The sequence below is a fragment of the Chryseobacterium potabilaquae genome (assembly GCF_902728265.1).
Taxonomy (GTDB): domain Bacteria; phylum Bacteroidota; class Bacteroidia; order Flavobacteriales; family Weeksellaceae; genus Chryseobacterium; species Chryseobacterium potabilaquae.
In genome coordinates this window covers 50382-75595 of the sequence record NZ_CACVBR010000016.1, presented here as the reverse complement: position 1 = coordinate 75595, position 25214 = coordinate 50382, and the positions used below count along the sequence as shown (strand labels likewise).

General features: G+C 32.4%; 20 protein-coding genes. 10 read left to right on the top strand and 10 right to left on the bottom strand.

Annotated elements, in window-relative coordinates; translation table 11 throughout:
* Nucleotides 1-261: 261 nt before the first annotated feature.
* On the bottom strand, nucleotides 262-1218 hold the full coding sequence (locus tag CHRY9293_RS10255; RefSeq protein ID WP_162032890.1) for a PhoH family protein: 957 nt from the start codon (nucleotides 1216-1218) through the stop codon (nucleotides 262-264).
* Nucleotides 1219-1350: 132 nt separating this feature from the next.
* Here CHRY9293_RS10255 and CHRY9293_RS10250 point away from each other — a divergent pair, with 132 nt between their 5' ends.
* From CHRY9293_RS10250 to CHRY9293_RS10220, 7 genes are all read left to right on the top strand, one after another.
* A complete protein-coding gene (locus tag CHRY9293_RS10250; RefSeq protein ID WP_162032889.1) occupies nucleotides 1351-2178 on the top strand; it encodes an SAM hydrolase/SAM-dependent halogenase family protein in 828 nt (275 codons plus the stop codon).
* Nucleotides 2179-2241: 63 nt separating this feature from the next.
* A complete protein-coding gene (locus tag CHRY9293_RS10245) occupies nucleotides 2242-3549 on the top strand; it encodes a dihydrolipoamide acetyltransferase family protein (RefSeq protein ID WP_162032888.1) in 1308 nt (435 codons plus the stop codon).
* Between the two features lie 242 nt (nucleotides 3550-3791).
* Nucleotides 3792-5117: a T9SS-dependent choice-of-anchor J family protein gene (locus tag CHRY9293_RS10240; protein WP_162032887.1), complete on the top strand. Its 1326-nt coding sequence runs from the start codon at nucleotides 3792-3794 to the stop codon at nucleotides 5115-5117.
* 199 nt (nucleotides 5118-5316) lie between these two features.
* A complete protein-coding gene (rpsF, locus tag CHRY9293_RS10235) occupies nucleotides 5317-5658 on the top strand; it encodes a 30S ribosomal protein S6 (protein ID WP_162032886.1) in 342 nt (113 codons plus the stop codon).
* Between the two features lie 31 nt (nucleotides 5659-5689).
* Nucleotides 5690-5992 carry a 30S ribosomal protein S18 gene (gene rpsR / locus CHRY9293_RS10230; RefSeq protein WP_007844708.1) on the top strand — a complete coding sequence of 101 codons (303 nt, stop codon included), beginning with the start codon at nucleotides 5690-5692 and terminating at the stop codon, nucleotides 5990-5992.
* A gap of 161 nt (nucleotides 5993-6153) precedes the next feature.
* Complete coding sequence (gene rplI, locus CHRY9293_RS10225) at nucleotides 6154-6657, top strand: 50S ribosomal protein L9 (RefSeq protein ID WP_122547495.1); 504 nt, start codon at nucleotides 6154-6156, stop codon at nucleotides 6655-6657.
* Nucleotides 6658-6893: 236 nt separating this feature from the next.
* Nucleotides 6894-8255: an aldehyde dehydrogenase gene (locus CHRY9293_RS10220; protein ID WP_162032894.1), complete on the top strand. Its 1362-nt coding sequence runs from the start codon at nucleotides 6894-6896 to the stop codon at nucleotides 8253-8255.
* 31 nt (nucleotides 8256-8286) lie between these two features.
* Here CHRY9293_RS10220 and CHRY9293_RS10215 read toward each other — a convergent pair whose 3' ends face one another.
* Nucleotides 8287-8856 carry a thioredoxin family protein gene (locus CHRY9293_RS10215; protein WP_162032885.1) on the bottom strand — a complete coding sequence of 190 codons (570 nt, stop codon included), beginning with the start codon at nucleotides 8854-8856 and terminating at the stop codon, nucleotides 8287-8289.
* Between the two features lie 74 nt (nucleotides 8857-8930).
* Here CHRY9293_RS10215 and CHRY9293_RS10210 point away from each other — a divergent pair, with 74 nt between their 5' ends.
* Genes CHRY9293_RS10210 through CHRY9293_RS10200 form a run of 3 tightly spaced genes read left to right on the top strand, consistent with a single transcriptional unit; the run spans nucleotide 8931 to nucleotide 11404 of the window.
* Nucleotides 8931-9812 (top strand): lysophospholipid acyltransferase family protein, encoded by an 882-nt coding sequence (locus CHRY9293_RS10210; protein ID WP_162032884.1) that lies wholly within the window; start codon nucleotides 8931-8933, stop codon nucleotides 9810-9812.
* 7 nt (nucleotides 9813-9819) lie between these two features.
* A complete protein-coding gene (locus tag CHRY9293_RS10205) occupies nucleotides 9820-10797 on the top strand; it encodes a glycosyltransferase family 2 protein (protein ID WP_162032883.1) in 978 nt (325 codons plus the stop codon).
* Between the two features lie 52 nt (nucleotides 10798-10849).
* Nucleotides 10850-11404: a 3'-5' exonuclease gene (locus CHRY9293_RS10200; RefSeq protein ID WP_162032882.1), complete on the top strand. Its 555-nt coding sequence runs from the start codon at nucleotides 10850-10852 to the stop codon at nucleotides 11402-11404.
* 149 nt (nucleotides 11405-11553) lie between these two features.
* Here the strand turns inward: CHRY9293_RS10200 and apaG are convergent, their stop codons facing one another.
* From apaG to cphA, 8 genes are all read right to left on the bottom strand, one after another.
* Nucleotides 11554-11943 (bottom strand): Co2+/Mg2+ efflux protein ApaG, encoded by a 390-nt coding sequence (gene apaG, locus CHRY9293_RS10195; RefSeq protein ID WP_122636619.1) that lies wholly within the window; start codon nucleotides 11941-11943, stop codon nucleotides 11554-11556.
* Nucleotides 11944-12025: 82 nt separating this feature from the next.
* The gene (gene odhB / locus CHRY9293_RS10190) at nucleotides 12026-13276 is read right to left on the bottom strand and encodes a 2-oxoglutarate dehydrogenase complex dihydrolipoyllysine-residue succinyltransferase (protein ID WP_162032881.1); all 1251 of its coding nucleotides are present in this window, start codon (nucleotides 13274-13276) and stop codon (nucleotides 12026-12028) included.
* A gap of 40 nt (nucleotides 13277-13316) precedes the next feature.
* Nucleotides 13317-16133 (bottom strand): 2-oxoglutarate dehydrogenase E1 component, encoded by a 2817-nt coding sequence (locus CHRY9293_RS10185; RefSeq protein ID WP_162032880.1) that lies wholly within the window; start codon nucleotides 16131-16133, stop codon nucleotides 13317-13319.
* A 125-nt stretch (nucleotides 16134-16258) separates the two neighbouring features.
* Nucleotides 16259-17299, bottom strand: coding sequence for an SRPBCC family protein (locus tag CHRY9293_RS10180; protein WP_162032879.1), 1041 nt, complete (start codon nucleotides 17297-17299; stop codon nucleotides 16259-16261).
* Nucleotides 17300-17372: 73 nt separating this feature from the next.
* Nucleotides 17373-18641, bottom strand: a complete 1269-nt coding sequence (locus tag CHRY9293_RS10175) for a glucose-1-phosphate adenylyltransferase (RefSeq protein ID WP_162032878.1) — start codon at nucleotides 18639-18641, stop codon at nucleotides 17373-17375.
* A gap of 35 nt (nucleotides 18642-18676) precedes the next feature.
* A complete protein-coding gene (locus CHRY9293_RS10170) occupies nucleotides 18677-20107 on the bottom strand; it encodes a glycogen synthase (RefSeq protein ID WP_162032877.1) in 1431 nt (476 codons plus the stop codon).
* Between the two features lie 47 nt (nucleotides 20108-20154).
* Nucleotides 20155-22065, bottom strand: a complete 1911-nt coding sequence (gene glgB, locus CHRY9293_RS10165; RefSeq protein WP_185153209.1) for a 1,4-alpha-glucan branching protein GlgB — start codon at nucleotides 22063-22065, stop codon at nucleotides 20155-20157.
* A 382-nt stretch (nucleotides 22066-22447) separates the two neighbouring features.
* Nucleotides 22448-25075, bottom strand: coding sequence for a cyanophycin synthetase (gene cphA, locus CHRY9293_RS10160; protein WP_162032875.1), 2628 nt, complete (start codon nucleotides 25073-25075; stop codon nucleotides 22448-22450).
* Nucleotides 25076-25214 lie beyond the last annotated feature (139 nt).

The window sequence follows — 25214 nt, the reverse complement described above, 5'->3', positions numbered from 1 at the left end:
ATACTCGCAATTGCCCACAATCTAAACAAAATGTCAAAAGCAGCCTAAAACAGACTGCTTTTTTGACTTATATCTTCTTTTTTCAAGATCTTTTTTAAAATTAAAATATCGAAATCTTTTTTGATTGAAAATAACAAAAGAGACTGTCCTTTTGAGACAGCCTCAAAATATGATAGCATTAAAGCAATCGCTCTATAAAATTAATTCTCAGATACTTATTAGTATATAATTTAAAAAATAATTTGATACAGAAAAAAGCTCTTAGTCTCTAAGTCTTTTCTCTTCATCGTTATACGCTAGGATTATCTTTTTTACAATAGGATGCCTTACCACATCTTCTTCTGTAAGATGTACAAATCCTATTTCTTTTACATCCTTTAAAATCCTCATAGCTTCTTTCAATCCTGACTGCTGTTGCTTAGGTAGATCAACTTGGCTTGGATCTCCCGTAATAATAAACTTTGCATTCATCCCCATCCTTGTAAGAAACATTTTCATCTGAGAATGGGTAGTATTCTGGGCTTCATCTAAGATCACAAAAGCATCATCAAGAGTTCTTCCTCTCATAAAAGCCAAAGGAGCTACTTCAATTATTTTTTTTTCCATAAATCCCTCAAGCTTTTCATGGGGAATCATATCTCGAAGTGCATCATATAAGGGCTGTAAATATGGATCTAACTTTTCTTTAAGATCTCCTGGTAAAAATCCCAAACTCTCGCCAGCTTCCACTGCGGGCCTTGTTAAAATAATTCTTTTAACTTCTTTGTCTCTTAAAGCTTTAGCCGCCAAAGCAACACTGGTATATGTTTTCCCAGTTCCCGCAGGACCTATCGCAAAAACCATATCTTTTTTTTCTGTTTCTTTAACTAGTTTTTTAAGATTGGTGGTTTTAGCTTTAATTATTTTCCCATTGACACCTTTTACAATAATATCCTGATCAAAGATCAATTGCTTTTCATTTTCATCCTTTATATTCAGAATATTTTCAACATCTTTAAGTTCGATAAAATTATTTTTTGAGATAAATTTTACAATGTCATGAAGTTTTTGTTTAAATATATCCAAAGCTTCTTGATTTCCCATTGCAAATATATGATGATCTCTTCCGGTAATTTTAAGGGTTGGAAAACTTGATTTAATTAAGTTGAAATATTGGTTATTAACGCCATAGAAGTTTTTCGGATCGATATCTTCTAAATCAAATGTTAATTCAAACATGCAAATATTTTTATTTTAGATTTTAAAATTAAAGCTTTTTTCCAAATTTTATATAAAATTCTTATCAACAATATTTCCGCCTTTCTTTTATTTTTAGATAAATTTGCAAAACTATCTTTTCTTTAATATTAAATGTCAATTATTACCCTTACTTCAGACTTCGGAAATTTAGATTACAGAGTGGCTGCTATGAAAGGAAAAATTCTGTCTCTGAATCAAAAGGTTAATATCATTGATATCACTCACGATATTCAAGCATTTAATCTTATACAGGCTTCCTATATTATCCGGAACGCTTATAAACATTTCCCAAAAGGATCCATTCATGTCGTTGCCGTTGACAGTTTCTATAATAAATCACGAAAAAATATATTATACAAAGCTGATGGATCTTATTTTATAGCAGCAGATAATGGTATTCTCAGTTTAATTTTTTTCGATATTAAGCCTGATGCCATTTATGAAATCACATTGAATAACCGATTTGATGATATTGTCAGCTTTACATCTACTGATCTTTTTATTCCAGCTGCTGTACATTTAGCCAACGGAGGGCTTCCGGAAGTTATAGGCAGGAAAATCAATTCAGCAAAACAATTAATGTTTCCAAAACCGGTTTTTAATGAATCTGAGAAAATAATTATTGGAGAAGTTACTTACATTGATAATTTTGGAAATATCATATCCAATATTGGGAAAGATTTTTTTGAAAATATCAGCAAGGGATATGAAAGTTTTATTATCAAATTCAGAAATCTTTCACTTTCAAGAGTTTTTTCTCATCATACTGACTTAGTATCCGATTGGGAAAGAGAAACTGAATTTCATGGGCAATCAGCTGCTATTTTTAACGATAGCCAGCTTTTAGAGCTTACAATTTATAAAGGAAGTAAGAAAAACGGTGCAAAAACTTTATTTGGACTGAATGTGGGCGAAAAAATATACATTGAATTATTCTGAAATTAAATATTTCATAAAAAAATTGATTTTTTTTATATATTTGTCAAAATCTAAAAATTAAAAATGGCAGAATACAAATTATTGCTTCCTTCCATGGGAGAAGGGGTTATGGAAGCTACAATTATTACCTGGTTATTTAGTGAAGGTGATACGGTAAGAGAAGATGATTCCGTAGTAGAAATTGCAACAGATAAAGTAGATTCAGACGTTCCGACACCCGTTTCAGGGAAAATCGTAACCATCTTGAAACAGAAAGACGAGATTGCAAAAGTTGGTGAAGCCATTGCTATTTTAGAAATTGAAGAAACTGTAGGAAATACAACATCTACAGAAGAGAAAGTTGATACTCCAGCGACGACCCCAGATACTGAAACATTACAAGCTATTGAACAACCATTAAAAGTAGCTGCCTCTCATATAGAGTTTTCGGGTGATTTATATTTATCACCATTAGTAAAATCAATCGCACAACAGGAAAACATTTCTGAATCCGAATTAAAATCTATTAATGGGACTGGTTTAGAAGGTAGAATTACCAAAGAAGATATTTTAGCTTATATAAACAACAGAGGGACAAAATCTGTTCAAAATTCTCCTGCAACACCAGTTACGACCACTCATACTCCAACTGTAAATCCAGTCTCCATAGTTCCTACAGCTGCAGGTGATGAAATCATCCCTATGGATAGAATGAGGAAGATAATTGCTGAAAACATGGTTAAAGCTAAACAAATAGCACCTCATGTTACTTCTTTTATTGAAACCGATGTTACCAATGTCGTAAAATGGAGAAATAAGCATAAGGATCTTTTCGAAAAACGAGAAGGAGAAAAGTTGACTTTCATGCCTATATTTGTAAAAGCTGTAGTCAAAGCTATTCAGGATTATCCTTTAATCAACGTTTCTGTAAATGGAGAGAATATTATCAAAAAGAAAAATATTAATATTGGTATGGCAACTGCCCTTCCTGATGGAAATTTGATTGTTCCTGTGATCAAAAATGCCGACCAATTATCCCTTTCAGGACTTGCAAAAGCTATTAATGATTTAGCATATAGAGCCCGAAATAAAAAACTAAGACCAGAAGATACTCAAGGAGCCACATATACTATTTCTAATGTGGGAAGCTTTGGAAATTTAATGGGTACACCTATTATTCCTCAGCCTCAGGTAGCCATTCTAGCAATAGGAGCTATTGTAAAAAAACCTGCTGTTCTAGAAACCAAAGACGGGGATGTTATTGCCATTCGCCAGCTAATGTTTATGTCTCATTCTTATGACCATAGAGTTGTAGATGGTTCTTTAGGAGGAATGTTCTTAAAACATGTACATGATTATCTGCAAAACTGGGATATGAATACAGAAATTTAAACTCATATAATTTATAATCATAAGAGGATGTTGTGTCAACATCCTCTTTTTTTATTTTATATTTTTTGTTTTAAAGTCTACAAACGATCATATATCCGTCAACTTCATTTATGGTAAATAAAAAAAATCCTTAAAAATATAAATTCAATGTAAAATAAATAAACAAAATACAATAAAATAATATATATTTTATTTAAATTTGATATAATTATATAAAAAAATAATCATAAAATGTAAAATCTATGAGAAAACTTTTACTTAATGTATTACTTTCTTCTCTTCCTATTTTTAGCTTTGCTCAAATATTTCAAGAGAACTTCGATGGAAACGGTCCCGGCATAGCAGCCTGGACAATAATTGACGGAGATGGCTTAACACCCGCTAATGGTGTTTCTTTTATCACTAATGGATGGAATCGAATTGATAGAGATGGTGTTGATGGTGGTTTTGGTGGCCCGGCAGGAAATTATGCTGCAATGAGTACTTCATGGTACAGTCCCGCAGGAACATCTAATGACTGGCTAATCTCCCCACAAATAAACATTTCTGGAGCCTCTCCCACTCTATATTGGGATGCCAAAGCTCAAGATGATGACTATCCCGATGGATATAAGGTAATGCTCGCTCCGAATGGTGGAAATACAATAGCCGATTTTACTGTAGAGCTTTATAATTCTACAGGTGAAACTCCTTATTGGACAAGTAGGGCTGTAAACTTGAGTTCATACATAGGACAAAATGTTAGATTTGCTTTTGTAAATAATAATTATGACAATTTTCTATTACTAGTAGATAATATTAAAGTAGATTATACATTTGTTCAACCCCCTGTTTCTTATTGTGGCCCTTTAGTCTTTAACGACGGTTTCAGTGATGGAGATGAACCTATTACTTTAGTAAATTTCGCTGGCATCAATAATGTCACTGATGGGAATGAATATATGGGAATTCATCATGAAAACTTTCTATCGCAAATTGCAAGTGTTGCCCAAGATGAATCTTACACGATTACTCTAAAAGGAAATACAGTTGGGAATTATACCAACCGATTTGCCGTATTTATTGACTGGAATCAAAATGGCATTCTCAATGATAATCAAGAAGTTTATTTAGTTACTCAAACTATTGTTAATTCTACAGGAATAGATAACGTTCAAGCTCAACATACTATTAATGTTCCTCCTGGAGCTACCCTGGGTAATACAAGAATGAGAGTAAAAAAAATATTTGGAACAATAGATCTTTCTGATCCTTGTATGGGAGCTGACTATGGACAAGCGGAAGATTATACCGTAAATGTAACAGCTGCGCTTTCTGTAAATGAAACCAATAAAAAGGAAACTCTATTTAGAGTACATCCCAACCCTGTTACAGATGTTTTAAAAGTAGATTCTAAAACTTTTGTTAAAGACATTATTGTTTTTGATATGATAGGACGAGAAGTTTTAAAATCTGAAATTAATAATAGTAATTTCAGTCTTGACCTCTCCAAACTTGCTTCCGGAACGTATATCTTATCTGCACAAACAGAGCAAGGAAAGCAATCGACCAAGATTATAAAAAAATAATACTAAGACTAATTTTACACATCGGCAAAGAATCCTTTATGTAAAAATAATAATTAAAAAAGAAGTCGAAAAACATCAAACAATCCGTCTCACAATATGTGAAGACGGATTTTTTTATAATTAAAGGAAATTTATTGTATTTTACAAATAAAATTACTACTTTTGCGGCTTGAAATAATTAACAAATTCATTTAACATTATGAACAATTACGAGACTGTTTTCATTTTAACTCCCGTTCTATCTGATGCGCAGGTGGAGGAAGCAGTGAAAAAATTTGAAGATCTTATAAAAGAAAAGAACTGCGAAATCGTTGCTAAAGAAAACTGGGGATTAAAAAAATTAGCTTACCCAATCCAATTAAAAAAGAATGGATTCTATACTCTAATAGAGTTTAAAGGTGAAGGTACTGTAGTTGCTGATTTAGAATTAGCATTTAAACGTGATGAAAGAGTAATTCGTTACCTTACTACAAAACTTGATAAGCATGCTGTAGAGTACGCTGTTACAAGAAGAACTAAAGTAAAATCAGCTAAAGCTTAATTAATTAACCCAATTTAAAAAAAGAGAAGACATGGCAATAGATGAAATGGCTAAACAAGCCTCAGCCGGAGGAGAATCAGAAGTAAAATTCCTTACTCCACTTGATATCAATACAAAATCTGAAAAAAAATATTGTAGATTCAAAAAATTTGGAATTAAGCATGTTGATTATAAGGATGCAGATTTCTTATTACAATTCGTAAACGAACAAGGTAAAATTTTGCCAAGAAGATATACAGGAACTTCTTTAAAATATCAAAGAAAAGTTTCTGCTGCTATCAAAAGAGCAAGACATCTTGCTTTGATGCCGTATGTAGCGGATCTTTTAAAATAAAAATTACATTACAATTAGCCATTAGTCTTCTTTTGGCTTTTTGTTGCTGAATAAATAATTAATTCTAACGATTTTTAGATTAAAGGAAAGAAATAATTTTTAAGGCATTTGTCTTTTCTTTGTTCTTTTCTCTTTCTAAAACTAAAAAACGGACAACAACAATGGATATTATTCTAAAAAAAGACGTAGAAAACTTAGGTCTTGAGTTTGATACAGTAAGCGTAAAGCCTGGTTATGCAAGAAATTTCTTGATTCCTCAAGGATTTGCACTTTTAGCTACTCCAAAAAATAAAGCTGCTTTAGAAGCGACTTTAGAGGCTAGAAAAGAAGAAGAAGCTAAATTAATTGCTGCTGCAAATACTGTAGTTGAACAATTAAAGAAAACAGCTGTTACTATTCCTGCAAAAGTAGGTTCTGGTGATAAATTATTCGGATCTATCAACAATGCAGATCTTTCTGCTGCTCTTGCAAAAGCTGGAGTTTCTGTAGAAAAGAAGTATATCAAAATTCCAGGAAACACTATCAAAAGAACTGGTAAAGTAACTGCAAATATCAGATTACACAGAAATGTTGAGTATAACTACGAATTTGATATCGTATCTGATGCTCCAGTTGTAGCTGCTCCTGCTGCAAAGAAAGAGGAGGCTAAATCTGAAGAAGCTTAAGATTACCCCATAATTAGAGTAAAAATTCTAATCATATAAAACCACTTCAATTGAAGTGGTTTTTTCTTATGAGCATAATATGATTACATGCACAAACAAAGTACTAAAGCTCATAGTTCATTTAGTAAGTTCATTATGGCAAACTTATAAGACTAATTAATTTTTATTTTAGAGACTAAATAAAATAAATCAAGCCCGATTTATCATCTTTTTCATAAAAAATATTAAATTTGGATATGCAAATCCAAAATATTTTACAAGCTCAAAAAGAGTTTTCAAAAACACCTAATCCTCTAAACATCCAATTTAGAAAAACAAATCTTGAAAAGTTACGTGAACTGATTATTAACAATCAAGACTTTCTTTGTGAGGCTATATATAAAGATTTTGGAAAATCAAAATTTGATACATTTACAACAGAAATATCCTTCGTTCTAAATGATATTGATTATTATTTGAAAAACTTAAAATCTCTTTCTAAACCCCAAAAAGTAAAAACCAATCTGTCTAACCAATTGGGGAATAGTAAAATTTATTCTGAACCTCTTGGTTGTATTCTTGTTATAGGAGCCTGGAATTATCCTTACCAATTATCTTTGTCTCCAATCATCGCAGCATTAGCCGCAGGAAATTGTTGTATACTAAAGCCAAGTGAGATTGCTGAAAATACAATGAAAGCAATGTCTAAACTCATTAATGCAAGTTTTCCTTCCGAATACTTGCATGTATACGAAGGCGGCATAGAGGAAACTACTGAATTGTTAAAACTTAAATTTGACAAAATATTTTTTACTGGAAGTACAAAAGTAGGCAAAATTGTGTATAAAGCTGCCGCAGAAAACCTTACCCCCGTGACCTTGGAATTAGGAGGAAAATCTCCTGTAATTATCTCTAAAAATGCAAATTTGGAGGTAGCCGCTAAACGGATTATTTGGGGGAAATTTTTAAATGCCGGACAAACGTGCGTTGCCCCAGATTATTTATTAGTTCATGAATCCATTCGTGGACAATTTTTAAAGATTCTTAAAAAATATATTGATAAATTTAAGTATGAAGCTAATTCTATACATTATACTAAAATCATTAATGAAAAAAACTTTGTAAGATTAATCAATCTTATTGATAAAAACAAAGTATATTTAGGAGGAAAATATAATAATCCAAAACTCTATATAGAACCTACCGTTTTAACTGATATTGATTGGAACGATCCCATCATGCAAGAAGAAATTTTTGGACCTCTATTACCTGTTTTAACTTTTAATGATTTTAATTCTATGATAAATAGCCTTTTAGAATTAGAAAAACCCCTTTCAGCCTATCTATTTAGTGATGATTCCAAAGAAAAAAAAGCTTTCCTTGAAAGATTCTCTTTTGGAGGAGGTTGTATCAATGATGTAATTATGCATTTAGGAAATAAAAACTTACCATTTGGAGGAGTGGGTAGTTCTGGTATGGGAAGATATCATGGAAAGTTTGGTTTTGAAGCATTTTCACATCAAAAACCTATTTTAGAAAGGGTAACATGGGGTGAACCTAACATTAAATATCCTCCGTATTCTGAGAAAAAACTGTCATGGATTAAGAAAATTCTTTAAAAATAAAACCGGAAAAAATCCGGTTTTAATATTATGATTTAGGTGTCCAACTTTTGAAAAAATCTTTTACTTTTTCTAAGCTATACCCATTACCTTCTTCCAATACTTCGCTTGGCTGTACATGAATTAGCTTTCCGTTATTATCCAATATAATAAATACAGGATAACCAAACTTTTCTCCGGGATTTCCATATTCAGCAAAAATCTTTTCATTCTTATTATCTGGAGAAAAATTTAAATGATAATATAAGTAATTAGAATCTACTGTATTTTTCAACTCTGGGGTTTTCTGGACAAAATCATTAAAACGTAAACACCAAATGCACCAATTTCCCCCTGCCTGAATCATAATATTCTTATTTTCGACTTTAGCTTTAGCTATTAATGCACGAATATCTGATTGTGCATCTGCTTTAGGATTATATGGTTTCGGTAATTTCGTTTTTTCTTCGGCTGCTGATTTTTTTGCTTGCAACTCAGCGTGATCTGTTTTAATCAACAGAGACTTATCTCCTGAGTCTTTTATCTCATTATTAGTTTTATCCTGAGAATATACTATAATGGCTAATACAAGAGACGCTAATGATAACAGTTTTTTCATATTATAAAGATAAAAAAAAATAATACTTACAAAAATGAAACTATATTTTTATTATCATTAAATTTGCATTCTTTATGAATTTTCTAATAAAAATATTATATCTAATTTCTAAACTACCTCTGAAAATATTATATATATTTTCAGATATCATTTTCTTTTTGAATTACTATTTTATTAGATACCGAAAAAAAGTAATCACAGAAAATCTTAAAAACTCTTTTCCCAATAAATCCAATGAAGAAATTGCAGAAATAAGAAAGAAATTTTATCGAAATTTTTCAGATTATCTTGTTGAAACTGTAAAATCATTTAGTATATCGGAGATAGAATCCCGAGTTAGAATGCAGCATATCAATCAGCATTTATTTCATGAAGCAAAGGCAGAAGGTAAAAATATAATTTTATTGGCAGGTCATGTATTTAATTGGGAATGGATCAATGCTTTAGCTAAGGTTATTCCACAAAAACATTGTCACCCTGTTTATAGAAAAGTAAATAATGATTTTTGGGAAAACCAGATGAAAAAAGTTCGGAACAAATTTGGAAATGAAGCTCTAGAGGCTAATGAAGTTATTCTTAATATTTTCCGGTCAAAAAATAATGGTGATTCTGCTTATATGTTTGTTGCTGATCAGACACCTCATTTTTCACATGTAAATTATGGTTTAACTTTTCTTAATCAAAAAACCCCCGCTTTTATTGGGTATGACAAACTTGCCACACGAATGGATCTTGTATTCATTTACTGTGAAATGAAAAAAGTAAAACGAGGATATTATCAAGTAAATTATCATCGAATTTATCCTGATGGCGAAAAGTTTACCGAGCATGAAGTAGTCATAAAATTTCATAGTCTATTAGAAAATACATTGCATAAACATCCGGATAATTATCTTTGGTCTCATAGAAAATGGAAATATCAAAATTCTATTAAGACTTTTGATTCCGAAAAATAATAATATAATGCAGAACAAATTAGCTATTGCTATACTCAACTGGAATGGAAAAAGCTGGCTCGAAAAATTTCTTCCAAAAGTAATTCAGTTTTCGCCCAATTCTGATATTTATATTATTGATAATTCCTCTACAGATGATTCGGTATCATTTTTACAACATACTTTTCCTTCTGTTCAGATTATTATTAATGATCAAAATTATGGATTTGCTGGTGGGTATAATCAGGGGTTAAAGGAAATTAAAAATGAATATTACTGTCTTCTTAATTCAGATGTGGAAGTCACAGAAAACTGGATTGATCCCGTTTTAGAGTTATTTTCACAAGACGTTAATATTGCTGCTATCCAGCCTAAAATATTATCTTTTAATAATAAAGGTTATTTTGAGTTCGCGGGTGCCGGAGGTGGTTTAATAGATAATTTAGGTTATCCTTATTGTAGAGGAAGAATTTTTGATGATTTAGAGAAAGACAATGGTCAATATGATGATGAAACAGAGATATTTTGGGCTTCAGGATGTTGTTTGTTTATAAAATCTAAGGATTTTTGGGAGCAAAATGGATTTGATGAAAGGTTCTTCGCTCACCAGGAAGAAATTGATCTTTGTTGGAGGTTAATTAATTCTGGAAAAAAAATTTTTTATACTGGGAAATCTAGTGTTTACCATGTAGGAGGAGGAACATTAAATAAACAAAATCCCCAAAAAACATATCTAAATATCCGAAATAATCTGTCAATGATACTTAAAAACTTGCCTTTTCCAAATCTAATCTGGATCTTATTTCTTAGACTTTGCTTAGATGGAGTTGCAGGAATTTATTTGGGGGTTAAAAATGGATTTTCTCATGTATGGGCCGTAATTAGAGCACATTTTGCATTTTATGCACAATTTAAAGGAACGTTAGAACGTCGGCAGAGTCGCCAAATAAAAGGTTATTATAGTACAAAATGGCTTATTTTTAAACATTTCCTAGCGCTTAAATAGTAATTTTTAAAATATATTCAATAAATACTCTAACTACACAAATACCAAGATAATGGATTTCTGCGCAATAGATTTTGAAACGGCCACTCATCAACGAAATTCTGCTTGCGAATTTGGAATCTGTATTGTACAAAATTCTGAGATCGTGGAAACTAAAACTTGGCTTATTAAACCACCTAGTTTTCCCTATTTTAATCAGAATAACATCAATATACATGGCATTTCACCAGAGGATGTGAAAGATTCACCTACATTTGAGGAAATTTGGAATGAAATAGAAGAAATGCTATATGGTACTTTAATCATTGCTCACAATGCTAGTTTTGATGCTTCTGTTTTAAAGGGATGTTTAGATCATTATGGTATATTTACACCAAAATTACAATATTTATGCAGCATTCAACTTGCTAAAAAATCTTGGAATTACCTTCCTAAGTATGGTTTAAAACATTTAGCAGAATATCATCAGATCAAATTTAACCATCATAGAGCGGGTGATGACGCTGAAGTATGTGCAAAAATATCTTTATTGGCCTTAGAAAAGCTATTTCTTACAAGGAATGAAGAATTATATGAAAATATGAAATCTAAAATTAAAAAACTTTAAATCATACTTCTATTTTTATTAATATATAAATTTTAGATAGAGATTAAAAAACTAACTCCACTAACCGTACAATAATATATACACTTTCTATGTACGACTTTATATCATACTCACTTATGTAAATAATATCAAGATGAAAAAATGTAAACTTAATTACTCAATACCTCTGACAATAGATTAAATTTTGGGATATCTATTTCAAAATCCTCTTGAGTATTCATATTCTTAACAAGGTATTTTCCACCCATATTTCCTACTCCAGAGCGAAGCATCACATTGGAAAAATAAGCAAAACTTTCTCCTATAGGTATCTCCGGGGTCAAACCAATGACTCCATCTCCAATAATTTCCGTATATCCGAAGCCAACATCAAAGATTAACCATTTTCTTTTTAGAATTTTTACAGGAAAATCTCCTTTGTTTTCAATCGTAATATTGTACTTGAAAACATATCGGTTCTCAGAAGGATAGCTATTTTTACTATCATATTCAGGTGTTACTGAAACTCTGATATTTGAGGTAATTTTTGAAAACATCATTATTGTATTTTTATTCAAATATATACAAAAATCTCGCCTTTTAAGGCGAGATTGTAAAGATAAATTATATTTATTTTAATTTTTATAATTCAAGAGCTTTTCTTTCATCTCCTCCCATTAAAACTTCAACAGGATTATCGATACCTTCTTTAACAGCTACTAAGAATCCTACAGACTCTCTACCATCAATAATTCTATGGTCATATGACATTGCTACATACATCATTGGGCGAATAACAACTTGCCCATCAACTGCTACTGGTCTCTGAATAATGTTGTGCATTCCTAAAATAGCAGATTGAGGAGGATTAATAATAGGAGTCGATAGCATCGATCCAAATACTCCACCGTTTGTTACTGTAAAGGTACCTCCCGTCATTTCATCCACTGTAATTTTACCGTCTCTTACTTTTTCAGCTAGATTTTTGATATTAGCCTCAACTCCTCTGAAGGTCATGTTCTCTGCATTTCTTAGCACAGGCACCATTAATCCTTTAGGTCCTGAAACAGCAACCGAAATATCACAAAAATCATAGTTTACTTTAAAATCTCCATCAATAGATGCATTTACATCAGGATACATTTGTAATGCTCTGGTAACTGCTTTTGTGAAGAATGACATAAACCCAAGGCCTATACCATGTTTTTGAGCAAACTCATCTTTATATTGTTTTCTGATTCTGAAAATTTCTGACATATCAACTTCATTAAATGTTGTCAACATTGCTGTTTCATTCTTTACAGAAACTAATCTTGAAGCCAATTTTCTCCTAAGAACAGAAAGTTTAGTTGTTGTTGTAGATCGAGAACCTGTAGTCGTGGCTGAGCTTCCTCCCATTGCTGGAACAGCAGCTAATTCTGCATCTGTTTTAGTAATTCTACCATCTCTCCCACTTCCAGAAACTTGTCCTGCATTCATTCCTTTTTCATCTAGAATTTTTTTGGCAGCCGGAGATGGTGTTCCTGTGGCATATGTCTGAGTACTCGCAGATTCAACCGGTTTTGGGGTTTCTTGCTTAACAGGCTCTGCCACTTTAGGAGCTTCCTGCTTTGGAGCTTCAGCAGCGGAAGAACTACTTCCTTCAGGTTTTGCAGCATCCATATCAATTAAACAAACAACCTGACCTACTTGTACTACATCTCCTTCTTCTGCTTTTAGTGTAATAATACCACTTTGTTCAGCTGGCAATTCAAGAGTTGCTTTATCTGAATCTACCTCAGCAATTGGTTGATCCTTTTCTACATAATCACCATCTTTCACAAGCCAAGTTGCAATTTCAACTTCTGTAATTGATTCGCCCGGTGAAGGAACTTTCATTTCTAAAACTGACATATTGAGAATTTTTTATTTTTTAATTGATTATTATAATTGATTAAGCAGTAACCGGTCTTTTAACAGGAGCGTCATTTCTATCAAATACTCTATTGATAACCATATTTTGGTTCTTTTCAAACATTTTATGACTTCCTGGAGCAGGTGCTCCACTTGGTACAGGTGCTACTACCTGAATTCCTGTTTCTCTGAAATTTCTTAAGATATATGACCAAGCTCCCATATTTTCTGGTTCTTCCTGAGCCCAAATTAATTGTTTTCTATTTTCATACTTATTAAAAATAGCTTCAATTGCATCTGTTTGAAGTGGATACAATTGTTCGAATCTAATTAAGGCTATATTTTCAGCATTAAGCTCTTCTTTTTTAGCTAATAATTCAAAGTATAATTTACCTGAGCAAAGAACTAGCTTTTCTATCTTTTTAGGATTTGCTGTAGGATCATCTAAAATCGGTTGGAATGAACCATTAGCGAAATCTTCTAGTGGAGATACCACTTTAGGATGTCTTAATAAAGATTTTGGACTCATCACGATAAGTGGTTTTCTGAATGGCCACTTTAACTGTCTTCTCAACAAATGAAAATAGTTTGCTGGAGAAGTAATATTGGCAACCACCATATTTTCATTCGCGCAAAGTGTTAAGAATCTTTCTAGCCTTGCAGAAGAGTGCTCCGCTCCTTGACCTTCCGAACCATGTGGCAATAGCATTACTAATCCATTCTGAATTTTCCATTTTTCTTCAGCTGCGGCTAAATACTGATCTACGATAATTTGAGCTCCATTTACAAAATCTCCAAATTGTGCTTCCCAAATCGTTAAGGTATTAGGTGAAGTCATTGCATATCCATAATCAAACCCTAAAACTCCATATTCTGAAAGGTGAGAATTATATACATCAAATCTACTTTCCGAAACATATCTTAATGGAATATATTCTTCTTCTGTATCTTCTGTTTTAACTACTGCATGTCTATGAGAAAAAGTTCCTCTTTCCACATCTTCTCCCGAAAGTCTTATATTATTACCCTCTACAAGAAGAGTAGCATAAGCCAGCCATTCCCCTAAAGCCCAATCTAGAGAATTTCCTTCAATCGCTTTAAGACGGTTTTCAAATAATCTAGTGATTTTATTGATGAATTTTTTATCCGCCGGAAGTGTAGACATTTTGATTGCTAACTCTTTTAACTTAGCTAAGTCATATCTAGTATCAACGGGTAATTGTACAGCTCCTCTTTTACCTATAGGATAATTCATCCAGTCTTCTGCCATGAAAATATCCATCGCATTTTTCTCAATTTCTTTAGATGCATCAAAGTCTTTATCCAAAAGTGCTTTGAAATCAACTTCCATCTTTTTAATAACATCATTAGACGTTACACTGTCCTTAAGAAGCTTATCTTTATAAATTTCTCTCGGATTAGGATGTTTAGAAATTAATTTATATAAGTTAGGTTGAGTAAATCTCGGTTCATCTCCTTCATTGTGTCCATATTTTCTATATCCTAATAGATCGATATAAACATCTTTCCCAAATTTAGCTCTGAAATCTGCAGCAAAATGGATAGCATGTACTACTGCTTCTGCATCATCAGCATTAACGTGCATTACAGGTGATTCTGTTACTTTAGCAATATCTGTACAATATGTTGAAGATCTAGCATCCATATAGTTCGTTGTAAATGAAACTTGGTTATTTACTACTATATGAACTGTTCCTCCTGTTCTATAGCCTTCCAAAGTCATCATTTGAGCAACTTCATAGGCTATTCCTTGCCCTGCTATTGCGCCATCACCATGAATAACAATAGGCAATATTTTGGACGCATCTCCTTTATATTTATCATCAACTTTTGCACGACAAATACCTTCCACAAGAGCTGCTACGGTTTCCAAGTGGGATGGATTAGGTGTTAAGTTGATAGAAACTTCTTCTCCAGAAGCTGTTTTAATTTTTTTAGATGACCCTAAATGATATTTAACGTCTCCGGAAAATACATCTTCCTCAAATTCTTTTCCTTCAAATTCAGAAAAAATCTGCTTATACGATTTTCCAAAAATATTAGACAATACATTCAATCTTCCTCTGTGAGCCATTCCTAACACTACCTCATCTACACCCAACTGAGAAGATCTTGAAATCAACTGATCCAGAGCAGGAATCAATGTTTCACCACCTTCCAAGGAGAATCTTTTTTGTCCAACAAATTTCGTGTGTAAATAATTTTCAAATGCAACTGCTTGATTTAACTTTAATAAAATTTCAGTTTTCTCATTTGCAGAAAGATTTGGATGATTTTCATTTACTTGTAACCATTGTTTGATAAAATCTTTTTCCTCAACATTATTAATATGCATATATTCTACACCAATAGAGTCACAATAAATATGTTCCAGGTGTATAATCAGGTCTTTTAAAGTCGCAGGACCTTTCATACCCGTCTCTACTGCACAGTTAAATTTAGTATTTAAATCATCCTTACTTAGACCAAAGTTTTCAATGTCTAGTGTAGGAGTATAATGTCTTCTTTCTCTAACAGGATTTGTTTTTGTGAACAAATGACCTCTAGTCCTATACGCTTCAATAAGGTTTACCACCTTAAACTCTTTCCTAATATGTTCCGGCACTTCTCCACTTGCGGCTGCTTGAGAAATTTGCTGTACTGCTGGTGTTGCATTGGCTGAAGCCTGAATATACTGAATATCATTATCATCACCATAATTCTCTAAAGCGAAATCAAACCCTTGAAAAAAGGCCTTCCATGATGGTTCTAAAGAGTCTGGGTATTTTAAGTACTGTTGGTATAAATCCTCAATTAGTTGAGAATGAGCTGCGTTTAGGAATGAAAATCTGTCCATTATTACAGTTTATCTATTATTAAAAATTGTTTATAGAATTGATCTCCAAATTTAATAAAAAAAACCGATGTAGAGCAGCCTTAAATCATTAAAAATTACTATGATAAAAATTAGCTTTTTCGAATCTACTTGTAGACGGATAATGAGAGCTTTATGTTCACATCCTGATCTTCTAATGGAGTTTCAATAAAAGTCTGACGAATATCACCAAAACGCCTTTCATCTTTTTTTGCTTTTTGTATCAATTGCTGAATAGCTTTCACTCTTCCTGCATAGCTCCCTTTATAATATATCACATAATCCTGGGACGGGTTTTGGGTTCTAAAACTAAAATTGTTATCTGTAACTCCAAACTTTTTAGACATAGGAACTCCAAAAAAATAAGAGACTTCTTTATCTTGATAGTTATCAGCATCCATAATTAAAATTGGAAGTCCAAATTCATCATTTTTCTTGGCTAGATCCATTGTGACATAATTATAAACTTTATTATAATTCATCACTATATTTTTATACAACGCATCTTTTTTATTTGAAGTACTTACATTGATTCCTAATAGCAAAATACCATCTTCTTTTTCCACTATCAAACTATCATATTTAATAGCTGCCATCTGGTTGTCTTTTTCTATTTTATTACCCAAAATATTGTTAAGATTTACCATACTTTTATTAATATTTTCAGCAAATCTATCTTCTGTCCAAAAATTTTCAACCCTCCTTAAAACAGCTAATTTAGGGGTATGAACCAACCATGTAATCTTAGTCTTTTCTGCCGAAACAGCTTTAAATTTAACATCAACTAATGTGGGATTTTCATTTCTATCTTCAAACAGTTGATATTTTAGCGTCATATTGGGATTTTCATATCTTATAAACATTTCACCTTCTGTATCATTTTTAGGATCCACGTAACTCATTGAACTTCCTTGTCCTTCATATGGGGTATAATAATCGATATCTATTGATTGGGAATTCGTAAAAAAATTATTCCATCGGGTAAAGTTTTGCAGATTGTTAAACTGTGAAAACACTTTATCAATAGGATAGTTAATCTCTTTTTCTATCTTGAAATTTTTACTTTCATCTACAAAATAATACATGGAAGCAGCATAGGCTCCTCCTAGCAAAATAACAATTATTATGAGTGTCTTAAAAATCCGCATTACGCAAAAGTAATATAAATAACAAGAGTGACCAATATATTGATTACTCTTGTTATGATTTATGATTTATAATTTATCCTATATGAGTTCCAGGAGAAAGTACTACTCCTTTTTTTACAACCACAATCCCATCTTGAACAGCGTGGGTTACATAATCGCCATCCTTTAGATGTTTTCCTCCGATTATTCTTACATTATCTCCAATATAACAGTTTTTATCTAAAATTGCTTTTTCAATATAGCAATATTTTCCAATTCCCATATTTGGTCGTCCATTTCTATCATTAATAACTATTTCTTCCGTATTTTGATAGAAATCCGATCCCATTACATAAGAGTCTACAATGGTACTTCCTTTATCAATTCGGGTTCTATTACCAATCACAGAATTTTCTATTTTATCAGCCATGATAATGCAGCCATCCCCAAAAACAGCTTTACTAACATAAGAGCCATTGATTTTAGATGGAGGTAACATTCTCGCTCTTGTATAAATAGGTGAAGAAGAAAATAAATTAAATTGAGGAAAATCCTTGCACAAATCTAAATTGGCTTCATAGAATGATTCAATAGTTCCTATGTCTGTCCAATATCCTTCATATTGATAACTCAGTGTTTTATATTTCCCTATCGAACTTGGAATAATATCTTTTCCAAAATCATCTCCTCCTCCTTCTTCGAACATTTTTTTCAGAATACTTTTTGTGAAAATATAAATTCCCATAGAGGCCAAATATTCTTTTCCTTTATATTTATTCTCATCTGAAACTTCGGACTTTAAGTCTCTTAATAAATCACCCTCCGGTTTTTCCACAAAAGAGGTAATATTTCCATTATCATCTGATTTTAAAATACCAAATCCTGTGGCATCTTTTGCATTGACCGGAATGGTAGCTATTGTAATATCACCACCATGATCAATATGATAATCTATCATTTCTCTAAAATCCATTTGATACAATTGATCACCCGAAAGTATAAGGATATACTCATAATCATATTTTGCTAAATGTCTCATGGATTGACGTACCGCATCAGCAGTTCCCTGATACCAACTTTCGTTTTCTACATTTTGTTCGGCCGCCAAAATATCAACAAATCCTTTACTGAAAATATCGAAATGATAAGAGTTTTTAATATGCGAATTTAAAGAGGCTGAATTAAATTGTGTTAAGACTAAAATTTTATTCAGTCCGGAATTTAAACAATTAGAAATAGGAATATCTACCAATCTATATTTTCCTGCAATCGGAACTGCCGGTTTTGATCTCGTGTACGTAAGTGGGAAAAGTCTTGTTCCTCTTCCTCCTCCCAAAACAATGGAAATAACATTACTTTTCATAAATATTTTAGATTTGATTATTACTTCTTCTCCTATTAAATAGAGACCTTTGAAGTAAATAGGTTATTATATAAGGTTACATATTTTTGTGCCGATTTTTCCCATGAAAAATCAAATTGCATATTAGCATGAATAAGGTCCTCCATCGTATTTTTTTCATGATAAATTTTCATAGCCCTATTCATAGAATGAATAATATCATCAACTCCTGCATGCGTAAAATTGAGACCTGTACCTCCAGTTGAAATATCATGTACCGTATCTCTTAAACCTCCCGTATATCTTACAATAGGAATCGTTCCATATCTCATAGAATACATCTGGTTCAGTCCACAAGGTTCAACTCTTGAAGGCATTAGTAAGAAGTCTGCAGAAGCATATATTTTATGTGAAAGATACTCTTTATACCCAATATCCAAAGCAAAGTTAGTATAGGTATAGTCATATTCCTTCAGTTTATTTTCAATATATGTATTACCTGACCCCAGTATTATAATATTCAATCCTCCATAACTTTGTTTTATACTTCTCCATACACTATCAGGAAGGAGATCAGCTCCTTTTTCCGTTGCAAATCTTCCAATGAAAGCAAATAATGGAAGTTCAGGTCTTAAACCATATTCTTTACAAAGCTTTTCCTTATTTTTCTTTTTCTTTTCAACAGCATTATTTATATTAAAGTTAAAATCAAGCATTGGATCGGTTTCGGGATTCCAAACCTCTGTATCAATTCCATTAATAATTCCATAGGCTTTCCCAAATTCATCACGAACTAGCCCCTCCAACCCTCGAAAGCTGATGAAAAGTTCCTTCAGATATCCTTCCGAAACAGTGGTGAAGGCATGGCAACACTTAATCATACTTGCTAATGGATTGATCGTCTTATTCCAATCCATTAGCCCCCATTTATATCCATCAAAATCGGGTATATATTTTGACATATCCCAATCCATTGCTCCTTGATATTCACCATTATGAATAGTTCCTATTGTTTTTACTCCTTTTAGGAATTTAAACTCCGGACAATTTTCTACCATAAATGGAATCAACCCTGTATGATAATCATGACAATGTAAAATATCCGGACGGATATGCATAGCACTTAACCAGTGTAAAATTCCATATTGAAAGGCTAAAAATTGAAAGCTTTCATCCTGGTAACCATAAGGATTATCCCTATCTAAAAGGCCTGGGATTTTAACCATAAACAATTCAAAGCCCAATACATCTGTTTTTTCTTTGAGAATTTGCACCTGAAGCACATTCTCTCCTTGGTGAATAAATCCATCAAAAACAGTGTTAAACTCATGATCATATACAAACGACTTATTATACCAAGGCATTACTACCTTTGCATTTATTCCTTTTATTTTATTCTGATATTTTGGCAAAGCTCCTACCACATCTGCTAAGCCTCCTACTTTTGCCACCGGATAACATTCCGTACTAAGATGATAAATTGTCATTGCTAATTTTATCGTTTAGTTAATTTTATTGTATTATTGTGTGTTCTTTATATTTTTTCCTTTTGTAAAATAATTCCTGCAAGAGGAGGAAGGCGTATGTTCATTGATTTGGGCCTTCTCATCCATTCTACGTTTTGCACCTCTAAAATTTCGGGTGAGACCCCACTTCCTTTATATCTTTCATCATCAGAGTTAAAAATAACTTTCCAATGAGTACCTGTATTTATTCCAATTTTGTAATCAATCACTTTCGGAGTAAGATTAAGAATAATCATAAAAACATTACTCTTTTCCTTTCCTTTTCTTAAATACACATATACCGAATTATTGAGATCATCTGCTTCCACCCATTCAAAACCATCTTTATTAAATTGATTTTCATAGAAAGCGGACTCATATCTGTAAATATAATTGAGATCTTTAACAAGTAATTGGAGCCCCTTATGAATAGGATACTTTAACAAATCCCAATCTAAACTACGAGTAAAGTCCCATTCACTCGTCTGGCCAAATTCATTTCCCATAAACAAAAGTTTAGCACCGGGGTGAGTATACATATATACATATAACACACGAATATTGGCAAACTTCTGCCATTCATCTCCTATCATTTTGTATATCATACTCGATTTTCCATGGACTACCTCATCATGTGACAATGGCATCATATAGTTTTCATTATACATATACATGGAAGCAAACGTAAGTTTATGATGATAATATTTTCTATTTATGGGATCTTCTTTAAAATAATTCAAGGTATCATGCATCCATCCCATCATCCATTTCATTCCAAATCCAATTCCTCCTTCGTGAACAGGTTTTGTAAGCATGGGAAAATCAGAGCTTTCTTCTGCTATTGTAATGATACTATTCCCAAATTCTTTATAAACAGCTACATTAAATTCCTGTAAAAAAGCCTTCGCTTCCAAATTCACATTTCCTCCGTATATATTAGGTTCCCATTCCCCTTCATTTCTGGAGTAATCTAAATGCAACATTGACGTTACCGCATCTACACGTAATCCATCTGCATGATAGCGATCGAACCAAAACATAGCATTCGATATTAAAAATGATTTCACTTCATTTCTTCCGTAATTAAAAATATAGGATTTCCAATCCGGATGAAATCCCTTTCTTGAATCTTCAGATTCATACAAATAAGAACCATCAAAACGATGCAGGCCATTAGCATCGCCAGGGAAATGTGAAGGCACCCAATCTAAAATTACACCTATACCCTTTTTATGGAGCTCATCGATTAAAAACATTAAATCTTGTGGAGCACCAAAACGCGAAGTAGCAGCATAAAATCCGGTTATCTGATACCCCCAACTTGGATCATAAGGATATTCCATTACGGGCATAAATTCCACATGAGTAAACTCCATTTCCTGGACATAAGGAACTAATTTTTGAGCAATCTCTCTATAATTTAAAAACCGGTTTGAATCCTCCTCTTTTCTCATCCATGATCCTAAATGTAATTCATAAACAGAAATGGGGGCATCAAAACTATTTTTTTTCCATCGAGTTTGTATCCATTCTTTATCTCCCCATTCATACCACGTGGTAGAAACTTGTGAAGCAGCTTGAATATTCTGTTCCCAACTTAGTGCATAGGGGTCACTTTTTTCTAAGACTTCTCCATAACCAGTCTCAATAGCATATTTATATAGTGTCCCCCAAGTCAGTCCCACAATAAAACCTTCCCAAATACCCGACTCATCTGTTCTTGGAAATAATATATGATCATTATGATTCCAATTGTTAAAGTCTCCAATTACTGACACTTTTACCGCATTGGGTGCCCAAACAGAAAAATAGACTCCTTTATGAGTATCTTTTTCCACAGAATGTGATCCAAATTTTTCATACAGTTTATAATGCTTACCTTCTTTAAAAAGATAAATATCATGTTCAGTAAAAAGCGTGTATGTTTTAACCGAATTCATCACGGTTTTAATTTAAGTTAATATAAAAAACCACGAACAACATCAAATAATAATAGTTTATTATATTTGAATTATTCTTTATAAAAAGTATATTTTTATTGGTCTCGTTTTATCATTCTAAAATACTCTATCTAAAAGGATTTCTTATACATTTAGATGTTAAATTTTATTTAAAATTCAAGGTTCATTATTCAATTTTAAACATACAATTGAATCCCTGGAATATTTTTATAGAGCCTCTCTAGAATACAAAACATACATTTTTCAGATTATAGCTATTTAATAAAAATAAACTGTCCTAAAACAAGTTGACACAAAGTCTCCATATTTCAGAACAGCTCATCCATAAAAAAGGCTGTTCAATAATAAACAGCCTTTTATTTTATACTTTAATATCTTCTTGAAGTTCTTTTGCTTGATACTCCTGCACCAGATCAATTGCATTCGAAATTACATCACTCAATGCGGTTATAAATGTTCCTTCTTCGGCCATGCTTATAGCATGTTTTAAGGCCTCAATTTCTTTAGGAATAATCTCATAGCTTACATTTCTCCCCGAAGACCGTATTCCTTCCATCAAAAGTCCATTAATATCTTCTTCTGTTCTGCCTCTGAGATGTTTCTCATTTCGGATAATAATATAATCAAACATTCTACCGGCAATCTTTCCACATTCTCTAATGTCATGATCTCTTCTATCTCCCACTCCTGAGATAATTCCAATTTTTTTATTGGATTCTATATTTTTTAAATAATCTTCTATTGCTTCATATCCTGAAGGATTATGGGCAAAATCAATCAATACTTTAAAATTTTTGAATTTAAAAATATTGAGCCGCCCAGGAGTAAGTTGAGCACTTGGAATAAATGTTCTTAGAGAGTTAGAAATATCTTCAATTCCAAAGCCATTAAGATAACACGCTAAACTCGCAGCCAAAACATTTTCAATCATAAATCTTGCTTTCCCTTCCATCGTGATCGGAAAATCTTTTGCCTTTCCAATTCTAATTTTCCAATCTCCCTTTTTAATGGTTACAAATCCCTCTTCATATACACAAACAATCTTTCCTTCTTTTGAGAACCTTTTGATATATGGATTATTTTCATCCATACTGAAGATAGCCACATTACAATCAAGATCATTAATTATTTTCATAGAAGAAATGTTATCTGCATTCATAACACTCCATCCATTTTTCTTTACACTGTCCAAAACAACCCTTTTCACTCTTGTAAGATCCTTTAAACTATGAATATCATTCATTCCTAAATGATCTTCTTCAATATTGGTTAATACCCCAATATCACATTGAGAAAATCCTAATCCTGAACGAAGAATTCCCCCTCTTGCTGTTTCCAATACAGCAAACTCCACTGTTGGATCTTTTAAAATAAATTCAGCTGAAAGTGGCCCCGTAGTATCACCTTTTGAAAGCATGGTATTCTGAATATAAATCCCATCCGAAGTCGTAAATCCTACTCTATATCCATTACTCTTTACTATATGAGCTATAAGGCGTGTCGTGGTGGTTTTACCATTTGTTCCTGTTACTGCAATAATAGGAATAGTAAAAGGTCTTCCTGGTGGATATAACATATCCACAACTGGAGCAGCTACATTTCTTGGAAGCCCCTCACTGGGTGCTAAATGCATTCTAAATCCTGGAGCTGCATTCACTTCAATAATAGCTCCTCCACTCTCTTTTAAAGGTTGGGTAAGGTTTTCAGCCATTATATCAATTCCGCAAACATCAAGTCCAATAATTTTTGATATCCTCTCAGCCATTGTAATATTTTCGGGATGTATCATATCTGTTACATCAATCGAAGTTCCTCCTGTGGAAAGATTTGCGGTAGATTTTAAATATACCACTTCTCCTTTCTGAGGAATTGTTTCAAGATTATACTGAAGCTTCTCAAGGAGTTCCAATGTGTCTTTATCTACCTCAATTTCGGTTAAGACATTTTCATGCCCATATCCTCTTCTTGGATCTTGGTTTTCTTTATTGATGAGTTGTTGAATTGTAAGCTGTCCATCTCCTATAATATGAGCAGGAACTCTTCTTGCTGCTGCAACCATTTTATTGTTAATAACTAAAACTCTAAAATCATATCCTGTAATATATTTTTCTACAATGACTTTTTTAGAATATTGTTGAGCATATTCCAACCCAATTTTAGCAGCTTCCCAATTATTTACATTAATCGATGAGCCCTTTCCATGATTGCCGTCTAACGGCTTTATAACAATAGGATAGTTTATTTTATTTATTGCATTTTCCAAACCGATTTCATCTGTAATTAAATCTCCAATTGGAACCGGTATTGCTGCATCGTGAAGCATTCTTTTTGTTAAACCTTTATTACATGCAATATCCACAGCTATTGAGCTGGTTTTTCCCGTAATAGTTGCCTGAAATCTTTGTTGATTAACACCATATCCCAATTGTACCAAGGAATTAGTACCTAAGCGAATCCAAGGAATTTTTCTAGAAACAGCCTCTTCTACAATACTCCCTGTTGAAGGTCCCAAACGAACACTTTCTCTTATCTCTTTTAATTTTTTAATACAATCATTTAAGTCATATTCTTGATCTTCGACTAAAGCCATTGCTATCTTTACCGCTTCTTCTGCGGCATAAATACCTGCATTTTCCTCAATATAATTAAATACAACATTATAAACTCCGGGAGTTTTTGTTTCACGTGTTCTTCCAAATCCCACATCCATTCCGGCCAACGTCTGAATTTCCAATGCAATGTGTTCAATAACATGCCCCATCCAAGTGCCCGTTTCTACTCTATGAAAAAAACCTCCTTCAACTCCTTCTGAACATCGATGAGTGATCAGAGAAGGCATAAATTTTTCTATTCTTTCTCTAAATCCTTCAATCTTATTCGTCGGATAATTTTCCAGCTCCTCTAGATCCAATCTCATCTGTATCAGCTTCTTACGCCTAATACTCCATATATTAGAACCACTCAATGCTTGTATCTTTTCAATTTTCATAATTTATTTGCATTTTTAACAAATTCAATAACTCCATTTCAAAGTCAAAGATAATGTAAAACCCTAAACGAAACTATACTACGCTTAAAGATTTATCAACGAGAAATAAATATCAATTAACAATCTTAAAACATTAACA